Genomic DNA, 24,636 nt, shown 5'->3' on the forward strand with positions numbered 1-24,636 from the left:
CATGACTACCGATATTCAGCACTATGGCAATAGTGACTTTGATAAGCATCTGTCCGCTCAAATGCGACACGCTGAAACGCTTGCCCAGGCCAATATGATCCCCGACAAGTTCAAGGGCAACCCAGCCAACGTCCTCGTTGCTCAAGAAATCGCCCGCAGCATGGGCGAATCCACATGGGTCACGATGACCGAGCTGTACTTCGTCGGCAATGTGCCCACTTTCAGCGCGAAGTACATGCGCTCCCGAGTCCGTGCAGCCGGCCACATCCTCCGCGAGTCGTTCGACCCGAAGACTATGACCGCCACGTGCGTCATCATCCGCAAGGACGATCCAGACTATGAGCACGTAACCACCTGGACGAAGGCAAAGGCCGAAGACCACGGGCTGTGGGGCAAGGGCCACTGGAAGAAGAATCCAGAGCTCATGCTCAAAAACCGCGCCGTGTCTGAAGGCGTACGCGAAGCCTGCAATGAAGTCATGGGTGGGGTGGTCTACACCCCGGACGAAGCCCAATCCATCCAGATGACGGCTACCCGGGATGATGCGCGTGGTGTGTCGCAGGTGCGGGCGGCCCTGGCCGCGAAGAAGGAGCAGGAAGCCCAGGAAGAGCAGGGCGCGCCGGCCCCGTCGAATGTGCAGCGGGTGCAGGCCGTGACCTCCCGCGAGCAGCTCGACAACCTCATGGGCGAATTACAGGCTCAGGCGCAGCCTGATGAGTGGGCCGAGCTCGTGGACGCCGCCAACGCGAAAGCGGAGGAACTCTAAATGGCTTACACCGTACTCACCGGGAATTTGGGCAAAGACCCGGAGTTGAAGGCGACCCGCGATGGTAAACCCATGCTCACCCTGTCGGTGGCGTGGTCTGAAAATACGCGTGACGCCAACGGCCAATGGTCTCCTGGCCCGACCGTATGGGTATCCGCGAGGGTCTTTGGAAAGCAGGCAGAACACGCCGCCCAGTCGCTCCACAAAGGCTGCATGGTTACTGTGTCTGGCCAGCTCAAACCCGAAACCTGGGCCTCTGACCAGGGCGAGCAAACAGTCATGACCATGATGGTCGACACCATCGCCCCGGCACTGTTCACTCAGGTCACAGAGGTGCGGAAGGCAGGCCAGCAGGCCCAGCAACCCCAACAGCAGACCAGCAACTGGCAGCCACAGAACAACACCGGGCACGCCTGGAACACCCAGCAAAATCCGCCCTTTTAGCCGCCCCGCCCCGAGCGTATCGGGGCCCTTTTTCTAACCCGCTTCACCCCAAGGAAACACCATGTGCACCTCCTCCTACGGCAAATCTAAATCCGCCGAGACCATTCGCATCATGCCCCGCGGCGTGAAAAACGACATCATCAAACCGGTCCCGGACATTGACCCCAGCATCATTGAATGGTTGCAGCAGCACTCCTGCATCGTCGCTTCCGCCAAGGCTGAGCACGGCCTGAGGTGGACGAAGCTCGGTAAATCTGTCCGCAAGCAGCTCACGACTCGGGCGGCACTGTAATGGCCACGCCAACCACCAAATACAACCGCCTGATGAGTGACGTCCGCCAGCTCAAACTCGACTTGGAGCAGATGGCCGGACTCGCCCCGTCCCAGGAGCGGGACGCGTTCTTCGACGCCGCCGGCATGGTCAAAAACGTCCTCGAAACCCACGAAAGGAACCACTAATGCTTAACCTCCTAACCGCCTGGCCCTTCACCCCCGACGGTGGCCTAGCCGACCCGAACCACCCCATCTACATGCTGGTGTGGGCACTGGCCCAGCTGGGGGTGCTGTAATGGCCGGCTACACTCGCAAACAGCTTATTAACGCGTGGGAAGCCCTCGACCGGATGGACGATGGGCACCGCAGTCTAGATGCCTACAACAACGACCTGGAAGCGATTAAAGCTGTTCTGCCAGAACGACCGAAGAAGACCATGGACGACCTCGGCTGGGACCAAGATGAGAACTTCCTGATGGAGGCAGAACACGGCAGGACCAAAGTCGTCATGCTTGGATACCGGCTTGATGGCCACACCATCCTCACCGACAAGGGGCACATCGCCCCGCGTCACCTGAGCCCCACCGGGAGGCGGTACAAGCTCGTACTCGACGACGACCACCCGGAATATTTAGAGACTGAGCAGGACTACGAGAACGCGCCGGAAGGCACCATCGTCGCCGCTCTTCATTCAAGTCCCTGTTTAAAAAACAGAAGCGTGTGGCTCTGGCCCGACAGCATGACGGGGACCGACAATAAGGACATGTTCGGCGTCCGCCGCCGTGTCCTGCGCTGGGGGAGGGGCACCGATGCCTAACCCAACCCGTCAAGAAATCATCGACGCTCACAACGCGCTAGAGGACCTAAAGAACGCAGCGTTTAGTGCAGCCGACTTCACTAGCGACACAGTGCTTTACACGCAATGGAAGAAACAGGTCCTCGCAGCCCTTCCACCCAGACCACAGCCCACCATGGCTGAGGCCGAATGGGACGACAAGCACTACCTCGCGGAGGCACAATTAAAAAACGGTGTAAAGGTAGTCATGCTGCACCCCGAGTCTGACACGCAAATCCTATGTTTCTGTAAACGGTACGGCCCGTATCGGGCCTACAGTTTCAACGTCGACCAGCTCACCCCGACTGGGCGGCGCTACACACTCACGGAGGTGCAGGAATGAGCGACACTCCGCGCCCCATTAATATCACCCAATCCAAAATAATTTGGCGGGAATGGGGACTCTGCGTACTCCTAGACATCAGACCTGGAAAGAACACTGTACTGCAAATCAGCCGCGAAGAAGCCGCTATTTTTCGCAATGAGCTCAACCGCTACCTAGGAGAATCCCAATGATCGGCCCTTGGCAGCGTTGGTTCGCCTGGTACCCCGTGCGCACCGAGCAGCACGGGTGGAGGTGGCTACGCACCGTGGAGCGCGCCCTGCACTACCCGCCCGACATCCCATTCGCGCCCGACCCTTACTGGGTGTACCGGCCAACCAAAGACAATCGTCACGAAATCGAGGAGCAGGAATGAGCATCGGCCCTTGGCAGCGCTGGTTCGCGTGGCGCCCCGTCGAAACGGAGCAGCACGGGTGGCGCTGGCTACGCACTGTAGAGCGCCGAAAAATCACCGGCCCCACATTCAGCCCGTACGAAAAGCCGTATCTGTGGGAATACCGGCCAACCAAAGACAATCGTCACGAAACGGAGACAACCAATGACTAATCGTGACCGTGCGCTCGCCTCACTGGTGACTCTCACCCCGCCAGACGGGTGGGGCGAGACGTGTGTGGCGTGGGTGGAGTCCCGCGACGCGGAGTGCGGGAAAGACGTGAAGCACGGCTTTCTGTGCACCCGGCACGCCACAGTAGCGAAACGCCGCTGGGAGAAAAAGCAAGCGAAGCGACAAGCCCAGCAGCAGCAGCGCAAACAGCACCGAGCGAAGCACCTTCCGGAGTGGCGCGCCGAACTTGACCGCATCGACGCGGAACTCACCAGACGCACCCAGCCGTTGACCACTGACCGTGCTTTCTCCGGTGGCGTCGGCACCAGGAAGCACAGGAAGCACCTGGGCCGCCAGTTCTCCGACGCAAACGTCGAGCGCGTCGGCACACTGCTACGCCGACGCCAAACACTCGAATCACTGATAGGAGACAACCAATGACTAGCCTGAGCACCACTAATCTCCAGCGCCTTCTCGACCAGGCCGTGCCCGGGCCGTGGGAATACAACCCCGGAGAAGCCCCAGAGGAGCGGTACATCGGCGACTCGGCTACCTGGGACATGTGTATCGCAGTAGAGGCAAACGGCGAAGGCTCTTCATGCTCGGACGCTGACCTCACACTCGCCGCAGCCGCCCCAGAACTCGCACAGGAAGTAATCCACCTACGCGGCGCGCTCGAATACCTCATAGAAGAAACACGCCTCGCCGCCGAAAACACCAAAGATGTGAAAACCATGAAGCACGTAGCGGAGACCATTAAAACCACCATCGCAAAATGCAAAGGAGACCACGATGAGTAGCCAAGACCACGCACTGGAAGCAATCGCCGCCACCACCGCCTGGGAACCACTACCGGAGGCTCCCGGTGAGTGATTTTCACTTCGCCCGGGCCGTCCGCATCATCGAAGCCTGCACGGACCAACCCCCAGAGGTCACCGCACGGGCCCTACAGCTCGCGGCACTACTCCCGCTGAACCCTCTTGACCCGGATAACGACAATCACCCCTAGGAGGTGATGCACTATGCCTGAAAACTTAACCATTGGGTCCCTGTTTTCGGGCTACGGCGGCCTCGACCTAGGAGTCATGCAGGTGCTCGACGCCCAGCCCGCTTGGCATGTTGAGGTAGACCCCGCCCCGGCCTCCATCCTCGCTAGTCACTACCCAGACGTGCCCAACCTGGGCGACGTGACACAGATTGATTGGGGAGGAGGTGCCGTAGCCCCGGTGGACATCATCACCGCTGGCTATCCCTGCCAGCCATTTTCCCAGGCAGGGCACCGGAAAGGAACGAATGACGACCGCCACCTATGGCCCCACGTGCTCGATGCAATTAAGCATCTTCGACCACGATTTGCCCTGTTCGAAAACGTATCTGGCCACGTCACACTGGGACTCCCCGAAGTCCTGGACGACCTTGCCGAAATCGGGTGGGATGCGCAGTGGGCATGTATACGAGCATCCGACGTGGGAGCACCACACCACCGGGAGCGCTTGTTTATCCTTGCTTCCCACGCCGACGGCCTCGGACTCGAAACGGGCCGACTCGCCCGCAGACCAGCGCCGCAAATCCCCTGGGATAACGACATGCTCGACTTTCTGGCCCGGATTAACGCAGCCTCCGACCTCCACTGGGAAATAACCAACCGGTGGGGCGACCACGGCCCGGCCATCCTCCAATGGGCGCTAATCACCGGGCAGCCGCCGCCGCCCATCATCGCCGACCATATCGGCCCCAGCCTGCACCCACGTTTCCCGGAAATCCGCGCCGCCACCAGCACAGAGTTCATCGAATGGATGATGGGCCTCAAAGACGGCTGGGTAACCAGCGTGCCCGGCCTAACCCGCAACCAACAGCTCAAAGCCCTAGGCAACGGGGTCGTGCCAGCCCAGGCCGCCGCAGCACTCACAGAACTACTCACCCTATAAGCCCCGCCGTTTAGGACCTCAATAGTCCACACGCGGGGTCGTTTCGTATGAAAGGAACCCAATGATTTATTACCAGCTGGATGATGGCGCAGCCCACCCGCGCCAAGCCTACAAAGATGACGCCGGCATCGACCTAGCCCTCAAACACGACCTCACCGTGCCCGTGGACGCGCACAGGGTAGGGGACACCGGCGTGCACGTTGCTGTGCCACGCGGCCATGTGGGGATGGTGTTTGTGCGCAGCAGCACCGGTATCAAGAAGCACCTGGTGCTCTCTAATGGCACCGGCATTATTGACAGCGGATACAGGGGCGCAATCAAGTTGAGCCTGCACAACACCGGCGACACCACACAGCACATCGCAGCTGGCGACTACATCGCACAACTCGTAGTAATCCCCATCACCGCCAACGAAATCGCCGAAGTACCACACCTCGACACCACCCAACGCGGCACCAACGGAATCGGGAGCAGCAACTAAATGCCCACCCATCAGCAGCGTGAGGACATGCGCGCCTGGTTGGAATCACGCGACGTGTACTACGCCAGCCCCGCATTCCTCGACGCACTCATCCAACTATTCCAATCCATAGAGAAAGGAGGAAACAACGATGAACTACCTGACCACCAGTGAAAAATACGAGCTATGCGACATGCTAGACCCAGAAAGATACCTCCCCACCGAACGCGCCCTAGCACGCTACATCCTCGTCCATGTAGACGAAGAGCCCCACCTGACCCGCGTAGCACGCGAAGTCCTAGGAGTAGGAGACGACGATGCGTAAATTCGCGCAGATACAGGTAGAAATCTGGAATGACAGTGAATTCCGGAGCCTTACCGTTAACGCCCAGCACCTCTATTTTGTCCTGATTTCACACCCGTCCCTGAACCACGCTGGGGTAGGGGATTGGCGCCCCGGACGATTAGCGAAGTTTGTCGGCAACTGGGAACGAACAGACGTTGAAGACGCCGCTCAAGAACTCATCGCGGGCCTTTATGTGCTCATCGACGAAGACACTGAAGAGTTCCTTGTTCGTTCGTATTTGCGCAACAGTGGGCTGTTGAAGCAGCCGAAGATGGCGACCGCTATGACGCGGAAGCTAGCAGAGGTCGGCTCTAGCGAGTTGCGTGGGGTTGTTGTGTACGAGCTCGCCCGGCTCCGCGAGGAGGCTCCCAGCCTTCCGGGGTGGGGGTCTGAGGAGGCGTTGAATCTGTTGTCTGAGCCCCGTGTTGACCCGTCCATTTACCCGTTAGGTAAGGGGTCCGGAAAGGGGTCCGGAAAGGGGTCCGGAAAGGGGTCCGGAAAGGGGTCCGGAAAGGGTAAACCGACCCCTATCGGTAAGGGGTCCGGAAAGGGGTCCAGAAAGGGGTTCCCTATAACTAGTAACTGTAACTATGTAACTAGTAACTCAGTAACTAGTTCAAAACCAGGTTCAAACGATGAACCCGAAGAGGGTTCACCTGACGGTGAACGCGGGCGTGACGAGACCCCCAACAAGTACCCCGCAGCCTTCGAAGACTGGTGGCACCTCTACCCACGCAAGCAAGGCAAGCGAAAAGCCCTCAATGAGTGGCGACGCGCGACTAAGCGCGTAAGCCGCGACGAACTCAACGCCAAAACCCAACGCTTCACCGACTTCCACGCCACCCAAGGCACCGACAAGCAATACATCCCACTGCCCACCACATGGCTGGGCCGAGACGGCTGGGACGACGAACTCATACCCCGCACCAGCAACCCCGCCCAAGACACCAACACCCTTAACGCGTGGCTCGGCCTCCCCAACAATCACGACCCCAACACCATCGAAGGCGAAGTCGTCAACCACGCCTGGCAGTCGAAAGGAGAACTCCCATGGTGAACCAAACCACCGCCGCCGCCATCCTCCAACGCGGCAAACAACTCACACCAGACCGCTTCCCGAAACCCGACGCATCAACCGCCGCCGCCTGGGCCAAATCCCTGCGCGGCACCTACCCGTCAGCACTGTGGGAGGAAGCCGTGCACCTCTGGGCCGAAGACCTCGTCGGAGACCGCATGGCCACACCAAAAGAACTCAACCAAGCCGCACGAATCGTCCTACGCCGCTGGGAATCAGACCCCGTCCGCGGCCCACAACTCGAAGCCCACCGGCAGCAGCTCACCGAGCAGCGCGACCAGGAACTACGCGACGGAACCTTCGGAATAAACCGGGGCTACCAACCACGTGCTGTGGAACCACCAAAACCGGAAGTCCCCGACTTCATCAAAAAATGGACCAAGAGAAACAACCACAAACACCCAAAATAAGCCCCAGAAGCCCCACAGAACGACAAACAAGACACCCGTGGAAACCAGTCCAGAACGAAACGCCAGAGCGTTAGAAAGGCACACAGATGGCACGAAACAGAAAATCAGCAAAAGCAGCCGGAGCTAGGTTTGAACGCCAAATCGCAGATTTCTTACGAGACAACCTCGACGACCGCATAGACCGAAGAGTCAAAACCGGGGCGAAAGATTGCGGCGACATCGCCAACGTCCGCGACTCACACAACCGCCGAATCGTAATCGAAACCAAAGACTACGGCGGAAAACTCAACCTCCCCCAATGGACCAAAGAAGCCCACCAAGAAGCCCAAAACGACAACGCACACGTAGGCCTCGTCATTGCCAAACGACGCGGCACCACCGACCCCGGAAAACAATGGGCAATCATGACCGTCGACGACCTCACCAAACTACTCACACCAGGAGAACACCAATGACCACTGACCTTCGCGGTTCCGACATCAAGGCCACGGCACTCAACCTTAAGAACAAGTACTACGTCCTGGACGCCCACATCCTCGACCGGCCGGCACCGCCAGAAGCCCGCGTCATGAAACCCAACTTCGGGCCCGCCGAACCATGCAACCCACTCATCTTCGCCAAAAAGCTAGACATGGAGACCAGGCTCAAAGAGGTTGCGTTCGACGCACTCGGAGAACTCAACGTCACCATCCGCGATGACCAGGCCGGCGCGGCTAGCCTCTGCCAACTCCTAGCCACCCACGCCAACGACGTGGTCCTCCTGGACTGGGCGGGCGACCTCCTCGACGAACTGACCCACCAAGACCAAGTGCTGGGCCGGTTCATCGACCGACACATCGACCAGAAGGAGCCCTCGGTGTGGGACATTTACCGGCGCAAACAGCACCTTGTGAATAAATATACCCCTCGACTTGACAAACAACCCCCCAAAATGTGATATGCTCGCGTGTGAAACAAGACCCCGGACAGGAACCCAACCACCCGTCCGGGGTCTTCGCGATCCAACAGCAAGGCGGTGAAACATCCAATGGCCTGGACAAACCGCACCAAACACGTCACCACCACCACCCGCAAGCGCATACTCAACCGCGACAACAACACCTGCCAACACTGCGGCAGCAAAAACGCCCCACTCGAAGTAGACCACATCAACAACACGCGCGGCCCCGGCTACCACCAGGACGCCAATCTCCAAGTCCTGTGCACCTCTTGCCATGAGGCCAAAACCCGGGTCGAGCAGCAGGCGGGGCAGAAGCGTAGAATTGCGCGCAGAAAACTCCCCCTCGCGCCACACCCTGGACTCAGCTAGCCCCTCTACAAGAAGAGGTGGGGGAGGACCCTCGACTTCGCCAGTTCGCGCCCTCAGAAGGCATAGGGTGAATGTCTGTGTACGGGTTAGGGGATTGCCCTGGTGGGGCTGTTTGGGTGCTTGTGTGGCGTTCTGGGTGGCGTTTGGGCGGTTGGATGGTTGTTGTGGTGGGTGTGTTGGTTTTTGCGCCTGTTTTGGTGGGTGCATACCTATGAAAATATATCCGCTGGTCAACGTGGTTAATTCGTAACACTCTGGTAGAATAGGGTGCATGACCTGCAAAGAATGTGGCTCGCCACTTGGAATTGGGGGCGCCCGAGGTCGGCTGCCTCGGTTCTGCTCGAATGCTTGCCGCCAGCGCGCCTATCGCCGCCGCCGCGACACCACAATCCCCGCGGCCATGCGGGGCACCGCCCGCTGGGCACGAGCTGTAGGCAAGCGGCCCATTCAGATTGATGGCACCCCTGCCTCGTCGACAAACCCCGCCACGTGGTCAGCGTATTCGAAGGTAATGAAATCAAAAGCTGGCGACGGCTTTGGTTTCATGCTGGGCGACGGTATCGGGTGTTACGACCTGGATAACGCGCTTGAACACGGTGCCCTGAAGCCGTGGGCGTGCGAGACTGTAGCGTCCATTATTGAACCGGTCCTCTACATCGAGGAGTCTCAGTCAGGGACCGGTCTGCACGTGTTCGTGGCCACGGGGGAGGCGCCTGGGAGGCGTGCCCCAGTGGGGGATGGAATTGTTGAGAAGTATTCGTATGGTCGGTTTATCCGCTGTGGTAGGCCAGTGAAGTTAAAGGAAGTGATGAGTGGTGCCCGGTCCACCGCCGAAGAGGAGTGACCAGCGTCGTCGTCGTAATAAGCCGGACGAGAACCAGCCGACGTTGACTGTGGTCAAAGACAGTGCCCCTCGTCCTGTTGTGAAGGCGCCGCGGGTGTCGCCGTCGTGGCACCCCTTAATGAAGGACTGGTTCCGTTCGTTGAAGCAGTCGGGGCAGGCGCGGTTTTATGAGCCGTCGGATTGGCAGACTGCCCGGTTGTTGGCTGAGGTTATGAGCCAGGAGCTAAACAACGGTGAGGGAGTTAAGGCGTCGATGCTTGCCGAGTTTAACCGTGCTGCGGCGTCGCTGATGACGACGGAGGGGGAACGTCGTCGTCTTCGTGTTGAGCTCCAGGCCGCAGATGGCGCTGTGGTTGATGATGAGTCTTCTTCGGTGATGTCTCATTACAAGGAGCTGTTTATGTAGGAGGTGGCCGGTATGGGTGATGTTGCTCCGCAGGAGCGGCTGGCGACGTTGCCCGAGGGGCTACCTAAGTTCACGCTGGGCTATGAAGCTTTGGCGTGGGCCGCGAAGTACCTGCGCCACCCGAACGGTATTCGTGCGGGTAAGGCATGGCAGTTTACCCGCGAGCAGGCACGCTTCGTCCTGTGGTTCTACGCCCTGGACGAAAATGGCCGTTGGCTTTTTCACCATGGGGCGCGCCGGTTGGCGAAAGGGTCCGGTAAGTCTCCGTTCGCTGCAGTCATGGCGTTGATTGAGCTTTTGGCACCAGTACGGTTTGACCACTGGAACTCAGGCGTTCCCGGTGGTGTGGTCGGGAAGCCGGTGTCGATGCCGTGGGTGCAGATTGCGGCGGTCTCCTTGGACCAGACTGAGAATACTATGCGTATGGTGCGTGCTATGGCCTCTCCTGCGAATGCGCCGGCTCTGCACCGCGACTACAGCCTGGACGTTGGAAAGACCCAGATTTTCGTGCAGCCGGAGGGCAAACTCGAAGTCATTACCTCATCGGCAGCAACCGCGGAAGGCGCGGAGTCAACATTCGTTATCGGCGACGAGTTGGAGCACTGGACCCCGTCGAATGGCGGGGCAGAGTTGCACGCTACTTTGATGGATAACTTGTCGAAGTCTGGCTCTCGTATGTTGGAGACGTTGAATGCGTGGAAGCCGGGCATTAACTCGGCGGGCGAGTCCACGTTTAATGACTGGGTTTTGCAGGAGTCTGGCCGGTCTAAGAATGAGTCGCGGATTCTTTACGATGCGCGTCAAGCCCCGCATGATACGGAGATGGGGGATGCTGATTCTCTACGCTCTGCACTTGAGTGGGTGTATGCGGATTGTCCTTGGTCTGACATTGATGCAATTATGACGCGTATCTGGTCTCCGTCGGCGCAGGTGGATGATTCGAAGCGGAAGTATTTGAATTGGCCGGTGGCTTCGTCTGATTCGTGGTGTGATCCGCAGGATTGGGCGCAAATGGCGCGGCCGGACATTGATGTCGCGCCGGGTGAGGACATCGTAATGTTCTTTGACGGTTCGCTGTCGAATGACCACACAGCACTTATTGGGTGTCGTATGGATGACGGTCATATCTTCACTATTGGGGTGTGGCAGCCGAAAGCAGCCGACCCGGACGATAAACCCATGGTCGATGTGCAGGCGGTTGATGACCGCGTTGATTTTGCGTTCGCTACATGGAATGTCATCGGCTTTTACGCCGATGTGCGTGAATGGGAATCGTTTACGAAAGTGGCGTGGCCGGAGCGGTACCGAGACCGGCTGGAGTTGTGGGCGACATCGAGGGGCGCGCAGCAGCCGGAGCCTATTGCTTGGGATATGCGCGGTAAGGACTTTCAGTTCACTACGGCTGCGGAGCTCGCGGAGGCGGAGGTTATGCAGCACTCGTTCACGCATGACGGTAACCCGTTGTTGACGGAGCATGTGTTGAATGCCCGCCGGCATGAGGGTCGGTATGGCATCACGGTGCGCAAAGAGTCGAGGAAGTCGGCGAAGAAGATTGACGCGTGTGTGTGCATGATTGGTGCGCGCATGGTGTGGCGTCTGGCTCGTGAACGTGGCGGCGTATCGAAGAAGAAGCAACGGACTGGGAAAGCATTTTTCATTTAATTAGTGGGAGGAGGACGTCGTGCTAAGGCGTGATAAAGCAGAGCATGCGGTGCGTGAGTTACTGTCCACGCACGTGGCCGAGCGCAGGATTTTCGACAATATCCATGAGTACATGGTGCCGTGGGATAGTGAGACGGCCACGGTCCGAGTTGGCGCCACGTCGAACTCTAAGAACCGTGAGCAGCACGCGGAGCTTGCGCGCATGTCTGTCGCACCGTTCGTGGCCCTGGTGGTGGATACTTATTCGCAGTCGTTGAAGGTGGACGGTTTCTACTCCGCCGATGGTGAGCAAGCGGATGCCTGGTCTTGGTGGCAGCGCAACAAGATGTCTGCCCGCCAGACTGGTCTGCACCGGGCGGCGTTAACGTATGGCACGTCTTACGCGTCGGTGCTTCCGGCTGCTGATAATGCTTTGCGTATTGGTGTGCATTCCCCGCGGCGCATGGTGACGTTCTACTCTGACTCGCTTGGCATTCCGGGGGTGCCGTCCTCGGATGAGTACCCGATGTTGGCGCTTGAAATTGGTGACCGGTACATGCGACTGTTCGACGAGGAGTACGTGTACTGGTTTGGTATTGAGCATGCGCCGCAGGAAGTGAGGGATTGGCTTGATAGGACCTATTACTCCCCGACGAATCTAGTGTTTCAGGAAGCCCGTCCGCACAATATGGGTGCGGTGCCTATCGTTCGATACCAGGACCGAATGCTTACTGATGGTGAAGAGCGCCGCGGCATTGTGGAGCACTTACTTGGTTTGCAGGACCGCATTAACCGTACGAACTATGAGCAGGGTGTAGCGCAGCATTTTGCCGCGTTTAAGCAACGCTATGTGATTGGTTGGGTGCCTGAGAATGAGATGCAGGCTTTCCTCCAGTCTGTGGCTGACACGCAGTTCTTTGATGACCCTGATGTGAAGGTTGGGCAGTACGACGAGACGGACTTGTCGCGTTATATTGAGTCGCGGCAGGCGTCGGTGCGTGACTTCGCGGCGTTGGCGCAGGTGCCTGCCCAGTCGTTGGGGGCAAATGCCATTAGTAATATCTCGGCTGACGGTCTGGCAGCACTCGAGACCTCGAAGGATAGGCAGGCGGCGGAGATTCAAACGTCGCTTGGCGAGTCACATGAGCAGCTGCTGCGCTTGTGCTCGCATGCTTCTGGTGATGAGGACGGCGCCGCCGATTTTGAAGCAGAGGTGACGTGGGAGGAAACCTCGTCTCGTTCGTTTGCGCAGACGGTGGACGGTTTGGGCAAGCTGTCGACCATGCTGGGCATTCCACCCGAGGAGCTGTGGTCAGACATTCCGGGGTGGACGAAGGAACGGGTGGAGCGCGCCCGCTCGACCGCTCGTGCGTCGAGTCTGTTTAGCGGTATTGCTGATGCTGGTGACGCTGTGGAGGGTTTGCAGCTGTAGTTACTGTGAGGTGGTGATGGTATGCCGCTGGCGCATGTTCGCAATAATGATGATTCGCTGGCGGTGGATATTAGCCGCCTAGTGAATAAGGCTTTGGCTACCTATGGTGTTCCGGTCACTGTGGAGCAAGTGGAGCAGCTGGTGGATATTTTGTATCCGCGGGTTATTCGCATGCGGCGTGTATCTTGGCGCACACACGTGGTGGAGCTTGGCCGCCAGGCCGCTGGCGTTGGCGTGGAGATAAAGCCCGAGGCCATACGGCCTTACCCTCGGAAAGCCCTGTTTGATGCTATCGCTGACGTATCGCGCCTGTCCCCGGACTCGTCGAAACTTCACGTGATGATGTTGGATGAGGAGTCTAAGAAGCGCGTTATGCAGGCTGTGAGCCCTGATTTTTCCAACCGTATGGATTCAGCAGTTAAGGCACGTGTTGCTGGTGAACTTGGCCGGCGTTTGTCGCGCCATGTTGTGGATGCGGGGCGTAGTGCTGTGGCGGATGCAGCACATAACGGCACGGCACGGTTTAAGTCTGGGCGCCCTGCCCGCGCCGGGTATGCGCGCGTTTTATCCGGCCGCGAGTCGTGTGCTTTTTGTACCATGCTCGCCTCTCGCGGGGCGGTGTATTCGGAGGATACGGTAATCCGCCGGAGTGATGGGCGCAGGTATCACGATGGCTGCGATTGCATCCCAGTGCTCGTAGTTGATGGCAAACCATGGGAGGGGCAAAAGGAAGCAGATGCCCTGTATGCGCACTGGCGTGAACAGACCTGGGCGGGAGATAAACCGTCGCCTGCACAGTTTCGAAAATGGGCCGAGTTCATTTCGTCTGGTGGTTTGAACACCACTGATTATTCGCCGTTTGGCGGAAAATAGCGCTACCAACGGTTGGCGATGTTGGGGTTCGATTCCCCCTTAGCGCACCACCCCCACACCACATTGCTTGGTGGCGGGGGCTTTTTCATGCCCAACCCAGATAACCCAGGAGGTTACCGATGGCAGAAGAAACTACCGCCACCACCGACGACCAGAATGCCGCCGAGGTGGCAAACGAGGATAAGGCCCAGGAGGCCGACAACTCGAAACCGGAACGCAGCGCAGAGTCCTACCAGCAGGAGTTAGAGAAGCTCCGCAAGGAAAGCGCACGCTACCGCACCGAACGCAACGAACTACGTGCCGATGCGGAAAAGTACCGCGAGATTCAAGACGCCGAAAAGACGGAACTACAACGCGCCCAAGAAGCCCTGGAGGCCGAGCGCACCAAGGCCAACCAATACCAAGTGGAATTGGCACGTTCCAAAGCCCTTTCTAAGTACGGAATCTCGGCGGAGAACGCCGACCTGCTGGGAAGCGACCCGGAAAAGTTCGACGATAACGCAAAGCGCTTAGGCGAGTTGCAGGCACAGGCCGCGAAGCGAGCCACACCGCCGTCTGACTACCCAGTCGAAAGTCTTAAGCCTGGCGCGTCCTCGCGGGAAGATGCGCCGGACTATTCGTTCCCTGCGTCGTGGCCGGTTAACGGCAAGTTTGCACAGCATAACTAATTCCCATTAAAGGAGGGATTTTCGTAATGTCCACTGTTGTTCATTACACCCCCGCCCAGAATCCGACTGTGAAGGCACAGGCGGACCTGAAGGCGGGTACTTTCGTACAGATCGCTGGCGATATTGATGGCCGCAACCCAGTTGCGAAGACTGCGGGTGCTGGTGCACAGGTCTTCGGCGTGCCCGCCACCGACGTTGCAAAGGACGGCTACGTCATGGTGTACCGCGCAGGACACATCGTTGAAGTCGAGTCTAATGGCGCTATTGCCGCCGGTGACCCGGTAGCTGCTGCAGCGTCCGGCAAGGCCACTAAGGCCGCGGAAGCCGCCCCGGTGGTAGGTATCGCCGTGTCTGCCGCCGCTGATAACCGCGTCATTGTGGCGCTGAAGTAAGGAGGAAGAAAGATGGCTGATTTCACTTTCCCACTTTCCCCAGCCCGCGTTAACGACGAGGGCACCATCACCACGTCCATGCTGGTGAAGGAACCGACTCGACTGTCTAACTACGTGGCGGAGCTTACCCAGTCGAATCTGGTATCCCAGTTCCTGTTCACCTCCACAGCTGCTAATGGTGGCGCGATCATGTATGACCGCCTTGAAGCCAACATGGCCACTGCGGCGGAGAAGCCTGGCGTCATTGCCCCGGGCGCGGAGTTCCCAGCGTTCTCCACCGCGCAGGGCAAGCCGGTAGTCGACCCGGTTGTAAAGACCGGTGGGCACTACGACCTGACTCGTGAGGCGGAAAAGCGTAACGACCCAATCATCTTGCAGCGTGGTGCCAACCGTGTTGCCAACACGATGGTCAAGGACATTGATGACCGTGCGTTCCAGGTCATCGATGGCGTTATCTCCAACATGGACAATGGTCTCAAGCTGGAGTCTTCCGGTTGGGCAGCAGCCGGCAAGGTCACCGCATCCAATAAGACTGCGCTGACTGGTGAGGGCAAGCTCATTGATGATATTGAGGAAGCCAAGCTCAAGATTGAGGAAACCAATCTTGGGTACATTCCCGACACCCTCGTTCTGAAGCCACGTGACGCGAAGAACCTGCGCGCCATCCTCGGTGTTGACAAGTGGCAGCAGATTCTGTCCACCCTCGGCATCACCCTCTACGTGTCCAACACCACCTCGCTGAAGGAAGGCGAAGGTCTCCTGCTGCAGCGTGGCGCCGTTGGCGTCATGGGTGTTGAGGACCCGATCTCCACCGACAATGAGTACATCAAGGGCCGCCAGGTGACTCGCTTCTACACTTGGGCGACGATGGCGTTTGGTGTTACTGACCCGTTGTCTGTGGTGAAGCTGTCCGGTTTGGAGCAGTAGTCATGGCGGCGTTTGCAACTAGCGACGAGCTGCGCGCACGGTGGTCGCTTGCCCCTGACGGGGACCAGGCGAACGCCGTACTCGAAGACGCTTCCGTGTGGCTGCAGGCCATGTACGACCTGCCAGACAACCCGTCAGCCAAGCTCGCTGCTGTCTTGCGGATTATCGTGTGCTCGATGGCGAAGCGTGCTTTGCAGTCTGAGGGCACTGACCACATGGAGTCGTTGTCACAAACTGCTGGGCCGTTTTCTCAGTCGTCGTCGTTTCGTAATAGTGAGGGAAACTTGTTTCTCACGAAGGCGGAGCGAGAAATGCTAGATAAAGCGCTCGACGATGAGCTGAACCGGTCTCGTGGCATGCGAACCGTAGAGGCGGTGAGCTGGTAGACGTGGCTTTCATTCCGCTTAATCAGGCTGTGGAGGTGTATCGCCGTGGCGCCCCGGAGCGGGATCGCTTCGGCAATGAACGCCCCGGTAAAGGTGAGTGGCGGCAGGTTCAAGTGGCGTCGTGGTGGGTGGACCGCACTGAGGAAAAAACAGAGGATTCAATTCTCCGCACGATTGATTACCTGCATGTGCATTTCACCCCAGAAACGGCACCTGGCCCGGAATCGAAGATCCGTATTCCCGATGGGTCCGAATGGACCGTAGAAGGAAACCCGGAGAATTATAACCACGGGTGGCACGGGTGGTCACCAGGACTAGTAGTCGTTCACGGGAGGAAGGTCGAAGGATGATCCAGGTAGTCGCTAAGGATGAAGCCGGCGAGCTTAAGCCGCTTGAGTTTGATACGAACGCGGTGGAGGTTATCGACGGTGCGCTTATCGTCTACACGCATGGGGCGAAGGATTTTTTGGCTGGTTTTGCTCCCGGCCAGTGGATGACGTTCCAGCGTATGGATATTACAGACTGATGGTCCGTATCCAGTTCAATATTGACGGGTTTAACCAGCTTAGACGGGACCCCGCCCTCGTGAGGTTGGTCGATGACCTTGCTGAAGGTGTGGCCGAGCGGGCGGGGCGCGGGTTTGGCTGGAAGTCTCGGACTGATATTGACCGTCACCGGGCCATCATCTTTACTGGGACGGCCCGCGCTATGCGGGTTAATGCCCGCGATAACACACTGTTGAAAGCGTTAAGGGGTGGATAAGAGTTTTGTTTGTTACCCCTGTCGAGAGGCTCATCATGGCACTAGGTGAGCGGCTTGAAGCACCAATTTCTACGAAAGTGCCGCGAAATCCGCCTGACCTGTTTGTAAGGCTTGACCCGTCTGCCCCACGTATGACGGGGCCTACGTCGCAGGATTCGCTTATGGCGGTGCAGGTCTACGGGCGGGACCAGGAAGATGTCATTAACTTGATTGGGGCTATCCGGTTCCTGCTTGTGGATGAAATATATGCCCTAGACCAAAAGATAATTTGGTGGTCAGAGGAGTCCGGGCCGCATGAATTCCCGGACCCTGATACTGCTGAGTTTTTCCGATGGCAGACTACGGGCGTTCTCACTACAACCCTCACCTAAACCTGGTGGGGGTTTTCGCATACCTACTGAAAGGTTGATTTGTCATGGCTGATTTGCGTAATCGTCGCAACGTTCTTGTTGGTGCCCCGGATGTTGAAGCTTCCGGCGGCATCACTATTGGCCCGGTGGCCACTGACCCTCAGACGTTCCCGACTGACGCGGAAGGTGAACTGGAGCCCTCCCTGGAGCATAAGCCCGCTGGCTATGTCTCCGAGGACGGCGTGGTCAAGACTGTGGACCGCTCCACTGAGAAGATTAAGGACTGGAATGGCGACACCGTCGTCATCACCCAGTCCGACCACTCTGTCTCCCTCCAGGTAACGTTTATGGAGGGTGCGAATGGTGAGGTGCTCAAGCTTATCGCTGGTGAGAACAACGTCACCGAGTCCGGCGGCACCATCAAGGTCATTGACAACGCCGACGAACTCCCGCACCGTTCCATCGCCTTCTACATCAAGGGCGGTAACGGGTCTCGAATTAAGGTGTTCGCCCCGGACGTGCAGGTCACTGAGGTTGGAGAGACCAACTACGTTCGTTCCGACGTCATCAAGTACCAGGCGACCCTGGAGTGCTTCGGTGTGGATAACGTCAAGCTGATTTCGCTTATCAAGCGAGCCGAAGATGATTCTGTACGAACCTCTGGTGGCGCTGACGGCGTAAACGACGAGGAAGCTGGCGATTCCGTTTAACCGCCCCTATGGGCCTAGGGAGTTATTGCGGTTCGCCCTAGGCCCACCCCAATGAACCGCAACACGATTTTCACACTCACAACTAGAGAGGAACCGCAATCATGGCACTCGAAAAATTCCACTTTGAAGCCACCGACGGCACCACCATCGACGTCCACTACCTGAACGACAAGATCTCCTACAAGCAGATGAAGGCCATCCGCAAGAAGTACAAGGGCGACGAAGACGGCTTCGGCGACGCCCTGATGGAAGCCGCGCTCGATAAGGAAGACCTGGATAAGGTGGAGAGCCTGTCCATGCGTGATTTTGGTCGATTTATGGAAGAGTGGGCTGAGACTGAGGACGCCCCGCTGGGGGAATCCTAAGCCTCGTTGACCTCATCGAAGATGAAGGGGAAGATGGGCTAACCGCCCTTGAGGCGGATTTAATCCGCGAGGGTGTACGCCTGCGCTGGGTCGGGGATGGGACGGACCGCCTATCATGGCGGGATCTGCTTGTCCTGGTGAAACACATGGAGGGTTCTGCGGCGCTTGCGGAGCAGCTGACTAACCATGAGTCCACGTGGGACATTGGTACGCATTTGTTGGCGTCGGTTCTTGACGGCGTCCATGCCATTATTTGGCAGAACGGCGGGGGTAAGGGTGCGCGCCCGAAACCTGTCCCCCGGCCAGGTGAGAATAAGGCCACGCCGCGTCAAGGTAAGCCGGTCCCTCAGGGCGATCCGTTTAACCCGAATGAATCTGGTGTCTTCAAGGGTGAGATGACTCCGTTGTCTGAGCTGAATGAGTGGCTCGGGTGGACTAAAAAGCCGACGCGGGACGAACAAATCGTTGACGCTTATGCCGACGGTGGAGTGTCTTACCGCGAGTTAGCTGCCCAATTTGGGGTGTCTACGTCAACCGTGGGGCGTGTTGTGCGCGCAGCCCGCTCCAATTAAAGAAATGTAGGTGAATAAGCATGGCCGGTGTAGAGCTTGCGAACGCGTGGGTAAATATTATTCCCTCGACGAAGGATATCGCACCGAAAATTAAGAAGTCCTTTGGCGAGGTGGATAAGGTCGCCGGCCGTTCGGGCACTTCCATCGGCCAGAAGCTTTCTAACCACATGGGCAAGGCCCTAAAGATTGGCGCCGTATCCGCTGGTACAGCTGTGGGCGGTGCCCTTGCTGGGTCCATTGCTAAGGGCTTCGGACGCCTGACGGCTATCGAAGGTGCGGAAGCCAAGCTGAAAGGTTTAGGTAATTCCGCGTCCGATGTGGCCGGCATTATGGACAATGCTTTGGCTTCGGTCAAGGGGACGGCTAATGGCCTTGGTGAGGCCGCTACAGTATCGGCCTCGATGGTTGCTGCTGGTATTAAACCCGGCAAGGAACTGGAGCAGACACTCAAGACTGTGGGCGATACGGCGGCTATCGCGGGCCGTTCCATGTCTGATGTGGGCCTAATTTTCGGCTCGATTGCTGCCCGTGGCAAGCTTCAGGGCGACGACTTGCTTCAGCTCACGTCGGCAGGCGTGCCTGTATTGCAGATGTTGGCCGAGGAAACCGGTAAGACTTCTACCGAGATTTCTGAGATGGTGTCCGCCGGTGAAATTGATTTCGCGACGTTTGAGCGCGCCATGCGCAAGGGCGTCGGGGGATCTGCCCTGGAGATGGGTAACACCTTCTCCGGTGCTATGGCTAATATGGGCGCGGCGATGGGGCGTTTTGGCGAAGCCCTCATTAAGCCCGCCTTCCTATCTGCTCCAGCCATGTTTTCGGCTATCGGCGGGGCTTTTGACGCCATGGCTGAAGGATTCAAGCCCGCTAGCGAGCATTTAACAACGATTCTTACCCCGGCTTTTGAGAAGGTCGGTAAGGCCATTGAAGGCGCCTCCCCTTTCTTGGAGACGGTGGGGCAAAAATTCGGGGAAATCGCGGTGAGCCTTGCGGAAGCCGCAGTTGACCCCGCTAATTGGGAACGAATCGGTGGGGTGTTTTCGACCCTGTGGGACACGGTAGAAAAGCTGTGGCCGTCGATTGAGTCACTAGCGCGGTCCTTCGTGAAGATTACTGCGTCCCTCTCCGTTGCCACGTGGGAGGCTTTGGGCGGTGTGTTGAACGCACTAGCCCCGCTCGTGTCTTCTGTTCTGGTCCCGATCGTTGAGAAGGTCGCTCAGTTTGCGGAGCAAAACCCAGGGGCGATCCAAGCAATCGTTGTTGGTTTTCTAGGGTTTAAGGCTGTTAGCGCTGTTGTTGGTCCTGTCAGTAAGGCTGCGTCGGCGATTAAGGGCCTGAAAACTGCTGCGGGCACGCTGAGGAAAATCTTCCAAATTGGTGGGTTGGTCAACGGGTTTAAGACGTTGGCTAGCTTTGCTGGGACCAGTGTGCCTGTTTTAGGCCGTCTCGGCGGTGTGGTTAGTAAACTCGGCGGTTTCCTCAAGGCCGTTGTAGGCCCGCTCAAGACGGTAGGGAAGTTTTTCGCTACTGTCATCACGAAGATCAACCCTTGGGTGGCTGTCATCACGGCAGTTGTTGGGGCTTTGACCTGGTTCTTTACTCAGACTGAGTTGGGGCAAGAAATCTTCCAGGGTTTCGTGGACGGTGTTTCTGCTGGTTGGGATTGGATTAGCCAAAAGACTGGGGAAGTACTATCCACCGTAGGGGAGCTGCTGTCCGCCGCTTGGGGTGTTATCCAGCCTATTCTCCAGGGGATTTGGGACGTTATTCAGTCTATCGGCCAGATTGCCATGAACGTTTTCGGCGGTGTGCTCGCCGTAGCGATTGGTCTGGCGGTAGTGGCGTGGCAGGGGCTGTCTGCCGCGTGGAATGCCTTGTGGACCGGTGTTATTAAGCCCGTTATCGACGGTTTCGGCAACGCCATGTCTTGGCTGTGGTCCAACGTTATTAGCCCTGTCGTTGATTGGATCGTCGGTAAGTGGAATGTTCTTTCCGAGGCATTGCCAATCGTCTGGGCATGGATTAAGACCACAGTCATCGACGCGTTTGCTAACGCCATGTTGTGGCTGTGGAATAACGTCATCAACCCGGTCATCGACTGGATCGTCGGTAAGTGGAACGCGCTTGTTAGTGCGCTCCAGGCGGTGTGGGGGTGGATTAAGTCCACCGTTATCGACCCCCTGGCCGCTGCTATGCAGTGGCTGTGGTCGAATGCCATTAGCCCGGTCATCGACTGGATTATCGGTAAGTGGAACGCCCTCGTTGGTGCTTTGCAGGCGGCATGGAATTGGATTAAAAACACAGTCCTTTCTCCGCTCGCCGCAGCGATGCATGCGCTGTGGACGACCGCAGTCAAGCCCGTCATCGACTGGATGGTCGGTAAGTGGAATTGGTTGCGTGACTCCATGCACGCGGCCTGGACGTGGATTAACACCAACGTCATCGAGCGGTTCAAGTCCGCCTTAGATACGCTGAAATCGTTCTTCGGCACGGTCGTCAACGGCATTAGGGACACGTGGAACCGGTTGAAGTCGGCCCTGGCAGGGCCAATCAATTTCATGATTAATACCGTCTACAATGGCGGCATTGCCAAGGCTTGGGATACCATCGGCGGTTTCCTGCCGCTGAACCCGAAGACCGCGAAGAAACTGGCCCCCATCAGCGGCTACGCTACTGGTGGTGCTATCCGCGGCCCGGGTTCTGGTACCTCGGATGATATTCTGGCCCGCCTGTCCAATGGTGAACACGTGCTTACCGCAGCAGACGTTCGTGCTGCTGGTGGGCAAGGCGCAGTGTATGCCATGCGACAAGCCCTGAAGAAGGGGCAAGGGTTTACGTTCGACGGCACTAGCCTCCAGCTTCTGCCGGAGCACATCAACAACCGTAAGGGCGACCTCGTTGGCGCAGCTCCCGGCCTGTTCCCAGCCTTCAAAGACGGCGGCGAGGTCCGCCCAATGTGGGAGCTGCAGCTGGAACGTGGGCACAAGTGGGCTAAGGCTCGGCACGGGCGCCCGTATGTGCTTGGCGGTTCTGCTGAAGGTGGCGGCGGTACTGACTGTTCGGGCTTCATGTCTGGTATTGCGGATGTGATGGGCGGCGGTAATGGTGCTCGCCAGTGGGCCACGATGGCGTTTAACGGTGGCGGCAATAGTCAGTATCCCTCTGGGCCGCAGGGTTTCGTTGCGGGGCTGAAGGGTAATACTTTCTCCATCGGTGTTACCAATGGTGGTGCCGCTGGTGGCCATACTGCCGGTACTCTGGGCGCTACGTCGCGTGTTGGTGCGGTTAACGTTGAGTCTGGCGGCTCGCCGTCGATGGTGAAGTATGGTACCGGCGCAGCGGGCGCTAACGATGGTTACTTCCGCACTCACTACCACCTGCCTATTGGCCCGGGTGGTGCATTTGTCATCGGTAAGGGGTCTGGCGGCCCGTCGCCGGAGCAGATGAAAGATTTCGTCTCCAAGAAGGTCTCGGACGTCATCGATAAGATTATGGGGCCAATTAAAAACCGTCTTCCTGCCGGCCCGCCCGCGTGGAAGGACATTCCACGTGGTGTCTACGACAAGGGCAAGAAGTCCTTGTCGGACAAGATGGGGGATCTGGTCGGCGGTCTTGGAGACAAGCTCAGTACTGTTTACACGGCGGCTCAAGAAGTGGGTGATATTCTCCGGAACGCTGGACGCGGCGCTATGGAGTGGGCGGGCCGTGCTATTGGTCTGCATGACCAGGGCGGCTGGCTCCAGTCCGGGAATCTGGCGCTGAACCTTTCCGGTAAGCCGGAGCCCGTGCTGACGAATGCCCAGTGGTCGCAGGTCGCTGGCCTTATTCGTGCTATTGGCAAGCTGGTGCCCCCGCTGGAAAAGTGGGCTAACGCAGCGGCTAAGCACGTGGAGAAGGACCCTACGCGTAACGTGCAGGCATGGTTTGCTCAGTCTTCTGTGAAGGACAAATTTGATGTGGCCTCTAAGGCCCCGGTCCTGGGTAACCTCATTTCCCCGTTTAGTGGTGTAGCCAGCGGTTACGATTCGCTAACGAAGGCTTATGGGGACCAGTCGAAGGCAGCGGGCGACCTGAAGGTGGCCGAGTCCGAGCTGGCGCAGGCCCGTAAGGATGGTGACGTCGGGAAGGTTGCTGAGGCCGAGAAGAAGTACGCAGCGGCGAAGAACGCGGTCCAGGAGGCGGCGGTTGTTGCTGGACATGCTGAGATTGCTATGGTCATCGCGGTCGCGGACGCGTTTATGGACGTGTGGGAACTCGTCGTTGGGTCTATCATGAAGGCCCGCGTTGAAGCGTTCAAGGCGATTTCTTCCACGATGGGCTCCATCCGCGAGCTGGTGACGATGACCGAGGGGCTCCGCCAGCAGGTGGCCGGTTTGGTGATCGACCAGGCGATGGCGGCGATTGAGCTATCGGCTGCTGAGCGCACGGTCCGTACCACTCGGATGGATGGGATTAGGGCCCAGCTGGAGGGCGCGAAGTCTTTGGCTGAGGTTCAGGCGCAGTTTGATGCGCAACGCCGGGCTGATATGAGGCTGGCGGCCGCTAACTATGAGGACTTGTCGTTGGCTTATGACAGGTTCCGGTGGAAGATGGCTGTTGGTAATCAAGACGTGATGGGGCAGATGGCCGCATGGTCTGATGAATCGCACGCCCTGTATGCGGAAGTTCTGGCAGCACAGATTAACCAACAGCTGGTGGCTAAGAAGGCGCAGCAAGCCAATCTTGAGGCCACGTATAAGGCGACGTTGGCGGCACTTGATTTGCAAGATGTCACGGCAAGCCTGAATGTTGCTACCCAAAAGTTGGCGCTGATGTCCGGTACCGCGTTTGGGTATGACTCGGTTCAGGCCACCGTTGGTCAACGCTACGCGGACTTGATGACCGAAAAGGCTCAGTTGCAGGCTAACCAGGCAGACATTAAGACCTGGATTAACCCTGTCAACTGGTTCACTGCGATGCCTGCCGCGACACGTCGCATCAAACAGATTGACGAGGAGCTGGCGAAGCTGGCGTCTCGGTCAGAGTTTAAGGACTTCGACGCTGAGACTAAGTCCCAGATTGATAAGGCTGCCGCTGCCGCCGGCGCCATGGGGTTCTTTGGTGCTGGGGACAAGGTGGCCGACATGATTAAAAACGGCGCCCCCGGTGACCCGGCTCGTGCTTTGGAGCAGATGAAGTTTGAGCACGGTCTGATTGATTTGAAGGCTGAGCAGGATAATCTGCGCTCCAAGCTGGAACGCGACATGGCCGAGCTGGACCACCGGGCGAAGCTGGATCCGCTCAAGACTGAGATTGAGGGCCTGGAGCAGGAGAAGGCGTCGAATGAGACGTGGGCCGAGTATTGGCGTACGTCGAATGAAGAGGTCCGAGCAGCTTTGGCTGACCTGGCGAAGTTCCAGGCCGAGTCGGCTAGCGAGCTGAAGGGCATGTCTGAAAAGCAGCCGGTGCAGATTATCGGAAGCAGCTTCAGCGCTGATGATGTGGCCGGAATGCTTGAGCAGCTGGGTTACCGTGTGGACCGGTTGGAGAACCCGAAGCCGAACGCGGCGACGGTTGCTATGTCGAGGAGGTAGCG

General features: G+C 58.2%; 30 protein-coding genes. 29 read left to right on the forward strand and 1 reads right to left on the reverse strand.

Annotation, left to right across the window (positions count from 1 at the left end; genetic code table 11):
* Position 1 precedes the first annotated feature (1 nt).
* The 25 genes from QQS53_RS03585 (at position 2) to QQS53_RS03705 (ending at position 16,302) form a co-directional block, all read left to right on the forward strand.
* Entirely contained in the window at positions 2-766 is a 765-nt protein-coding gene (locus QQS53_RS03585) for a recombinase RecT (RefSeq protein WP_472774561.1), read from the forward strand.
* Positions 767-1,210 (forward strand): single-stranded DNA-binding protein, encoded by a 444-nt coding sequence (locus tag QQS53_RS03590; protein WP_472774562.1) that lies wholly within the window; start codon positions 767-769, stop codon positions 1,208-1,210.
* 61 nt (positions 1,211-1,271) lie between these two features.
* Entirely contained in the window at positions 1,272-1,502 is a 231-nt protein-coding gene (locus QQS53_RS03595; protein ID WP_472774563.1) for a hypothetical protein, read from the forward strand.
* The gene (locus tag QQS53_RS03600) at positions 1,502-1,669 is read left to right on the forward strand and encodes a hypothetical protein (protein ID WP_472774564.1); all 168 of its coding nucleotides are present in this window, start codon (positions 1,502-1,504) and stop codon (positions 1,667-1,669) included. The genes QQS53_RS03595 and QQS53_RS03600 overlap by 1 nt, the downstream gene beginning before the upstream one ends.
* A gap of 109 nt (positions 1,670-1,778) precedes the next feature.
* Positions 1,779-2,300, forward strand: coding sequence for a hypothetical protein (locus QQS53_RS03605; protein ID WP_472774565.1), 522 nt, complete (start codon positions 1,779-1,781; stop codon positions 2,298-2,300).
* Between the two features lie 712 nt (positions 2,301-3,012).
* On the forward strand, positions 3,013-3,207 hold the full coding sequence (locus tag QQS53_RS03610; RefSeq protein ID WP_472774566.1) for a hypothetical protein: 195 nt from the start codon (positions 3,013-3,015) through the stop codon (positions 3,205-3,207).
* On the forward strand, positions 3,200-3,646 hold the full coding sequence (locus tag QQS53_RS03615) for a hypothetical protein (protein ID WP_472774567.1): 447 nt from the start codon (positions 3,200-3,202) through the stop codon (positions 3,644-3,646). Before QQS53_RS03610 ends, QQS53_RS03615 begins: the two co-directional genes overlap by 8 nt.
* Complete coding sequence (locus tag QQS53_RS03620) at positions 3,643-4,005, forward strand: hypothetical protein (RefSeq protein ID WP_472774568.1); 363 nt, start codon at positions 3,643-3,645, stop codon at positions 4,003-4,005. The genes QQS53_RS03615 and QQS53_RS03620 overlap by 4 nt, the downstream gene beginning before the upstream one ends.
* Before the next feature lie 65 nt (positions 4,006-4,070).
* Positions 4,071-4,214: a hypothetical protein gene (locus QQS53_RS03625; RefSeq protein ID WP_472774569.1), complete on the forward strand. Its 144-nt coding sequence runs from the start codon at positions 4,071-4,073 to the stop codon at positions 4,212-4,214.
* Between the two features lie 13 nt (positions 4,215-4,227).
* Positions 4,228-5,133, forward strand: a complete 906-nt coding sequence (locus tag QQS53_RS03630) for a DNA cytosine methyltransferase (protein WP_472774570.1) — start codon at positions 4,228-4,230, stop codon at positions 5,131-5,133.
* 61 nt (positions 5,134-5,194) lie between these two features.
* Positions 5,195-5,614 carry a dUTP diphosphatase gene (locus QQS53_RS03635; RefSeq protein WP_472774571.1) on the forward strand — a complete coding sequence of 140 codons (420 nt, stop codon included), beginning with the start codon at positions 5,195-5,197 and terminating at the stop codon, positions 5,612-5,614.
* A 296-nt stretch (positions 5,615-5,910) separates the two neighbouring features.
* Positions 5,911-6,996, forward strand: coding sequence for a hypothetical protein (locus QQS53_RS03640; RefSeq protein WP_472774572.1), 1,086 nt, complete (start codon positions 5,911-5,913; stop codon positions 6,994-6,996).
* Entirely contained in the window at positions 6,990-7,424 is a 435-nt protein-coding gene (locus QQS53_RS03645; RefSeq protein WP_472774573.1) for a hypothetical protein, read from the forward strand. The genes QQS53_RS03640 and QQS53_RS03645 overlap by 7 nt, the downstream gene beginning before the upstream one ends.
* A gap of 86 nt (positions 7,425-7,510) precedes the next feature.
* A complete protein-coding gene (locus QQS53_RS03650) occupies positions 7,511-7,879 on the forward strand; it encodes a putative PDDEXK endonuclease (RefSeq protein WP_472774574.1) in 369 nt (122 codons plus the stop codon).
* The gene (locus QQS53_RS03655; protein WP_472774575.1) at positions 7,876-8,361 is read left to right on the forward strand and encodes a hypothetical protein; all 486 of its coding nucleotides are present in this window, start codon (positions 7,876-7,878) and stop codon (positions 8,359-8,361) included. Before QQS53_RS03650 ends, QQS53_RS03655 begins: the two co-directional genes overlap by 4 nt.
* Positions 8,362-8,451: 90 nt before the next feature.
* Positions 8,452-8,733 carry an HNH endonuclease gene (locus QQS53_RS03660; protein ID WP_472774576.1) on the forward strand — a complete coding sequence of 94 codons (282 nt, stop codon included), beginning with the start codon at positions 8,452-8,454 and terminating at the stop codon, positions 8,731-8,733.
* 511 nt (positions 8,734-9,244) lie between these two features.
* Positions 9,245-9,577 (forward strand): hypothetical protein, encoded by a 333-nt coding sequence (locus QQS53_RS03665; RefSeq protein WP_472774577.1) that lies wholly within the window; start codon positions 9,245-9,247, stop codon positions 9,575-9,577.
* Positions 9,549-9,983 (forward strand): phage terminase small subunit, encoded by a 435-nt coding sequence (locus QQS53_RS03670; RefSeq protein WP_472775047.1) that lies wholly within the window; start codon positions 9,549-9,551, stop codon positions 9,981-9,983. The genes QQS53_RS03665 and QQS53_RS03670 overlap by 29 nt, the downstream gene beginning before the upstream one ends.
* A gap of 12 nt (positions 9,984-9,995) precedes the next feature.
* A complete protein-coding gene (locus tag QQS53_RS03675) occupies positions 9,996-11,645 on the forward strand; it encodes a terminase (protein WP_472774578.1) in 1,650 nt (549 codons plus the stop codon).
* 19 nt (positions 11,646-11,664) lie between these two features.
* On the forward strand, positions 11,665-13,056 hold the full coding sequence (locus QQS53_RS03680; protein WP_472774579.1) for a phage portal protein: 1,392 nt from the start codon (positions 11,665-11,667) through the stop codon (positions 13,054-13,056).
* Between the two features lie 21 nt (positions 13,057-13,077).
* Entirely contained in the window at positions 13,078-13,929 is an 852-nt protein-coding gene (locus tag QQS53_RS03685; RefSeq protein WP_472774580.1) for a VG15 protein, read from the forward strand.
* A 119-nt stretch (positions 13,930-14,048) separates the two neighbouring features.
* The gene (locus QQS53_RS03690) at positions 14,049-14,597 is read left to right on the forward strand and encodes a hypothetical protein (RefSeq protein WP_472774581.1); all 549 of its coding nucleotides are present in this window, start codon (positions 14,049-14,051) and stop codon (positions 14,595-14,597) included.
* A 26-nt stretch (positions 14,598-14,623) separates the two neighbouring features.
* Positions 14,624-14,989 (forward strand): capsid cement protein, encoded by a 366-nt coding sequence (locus tag QQS53_RS03695; protein WP_472774582.1) that lies wholly within the window; start codon positions 14,624-14,626, stop codon positions 14,987-14,989.
* Between the two features lie 12 nt (positions 14,990-15,001).
* A complete protein-coding gene (locus QQS53_RS03700; protein ID WP_472774583.1) occupies positions 15,002-15,916 on the forward strand; it encodes a major capsid protein in 915 nt (304 codons plus the stop codon).
* Between the two features lie 2 nt (positions 15,917-15,918).
* Positions 15,919-16,302: a hypothetical protein gene (locus QQS53_RS03705; RefSeq protein WP_472774584.1), complete on the forward strand. Its 384-nt coding sequence runs from the start codon at positions 15,919-15,921 to the stop codon at positions 16,300-16,302.
* A gap of 325 nt (positions 16,303-16,627) precedes the next feature.
* Here QQS53_RS03705 and QQS53_RS03710 read toward each other — a convergent pair whose 3' ends face one another.
* Complete coding sequence (locus QQS53_RS03710) at positions 16,628-16,753, reverse strand: hypothetical protein (RefSeq protein ID WP_472774585.1); 126 nt, start codon at positions 16,751-16,753, stop codon at positions 16,628-16,630.
* Between the two features lie 726 nt (positions 16,754-17,479).
* Between QQS53_RS03710 and QQS53_RS03715 the strand changes: the two genes are divergently transcribed.
* The 4 genes from QQS53_RS03715 to QQS53_RS03730 all read left to right on the forward strand — a co-directional run bounded on the left by QQS53_RS03715 (position 17,480) and on the right by QQS53_RS03730 (position 24,634).
* Complete coding sequence (locus tag QQS53_RS03715; protein WP_472774586.1) at positions 17,480-18,124, forward strand: phage tail tube protein; 645 nt, start codon at positions 17,480-17,482, stop codon at positions 18,122-18,124.
* Positions 18,125-18,225: 101 nt separating this feature from the next.
* On the forward strand, positions 18,226-18,489 hold the full coding sequence (locus tag QQS53_RS03720; RefSeq protein ID WP_472774587.1) for a hypothetical protein: 264 nt from the start codon (positions 18,226-18,228) through the stop codon (positions 18,487-18,489).
* Between the two features lie 395 nt (positions 18,490-18,884).
* Entirely contained in the window at positions 18,885-19,061 is a 177-nt protein-coding gene (locus tag QQS53_RS03725; protein ID WP_472775048.1) for a helix-turn-helix domain-containing protein, read from the forward strand.
* A 20-nt stretch (positions 19,062-19,081) separates the two neighbouring features.
* Positions 19,082-24,634, forward strand: coding sequence for a tape measure protein (locus QQS53_RS03730; RefSeq protein ID WP_472774588.1), 5,553 nt, complete (start codon positions 19,082-19,084; stop codon positions 24,632-24,634).
* Positions 24,635-24,636: the final 2 nt, after the last annotated feature.

Source organism: Corynebacterium sp. 2571A, assembly GCF_055700935.1.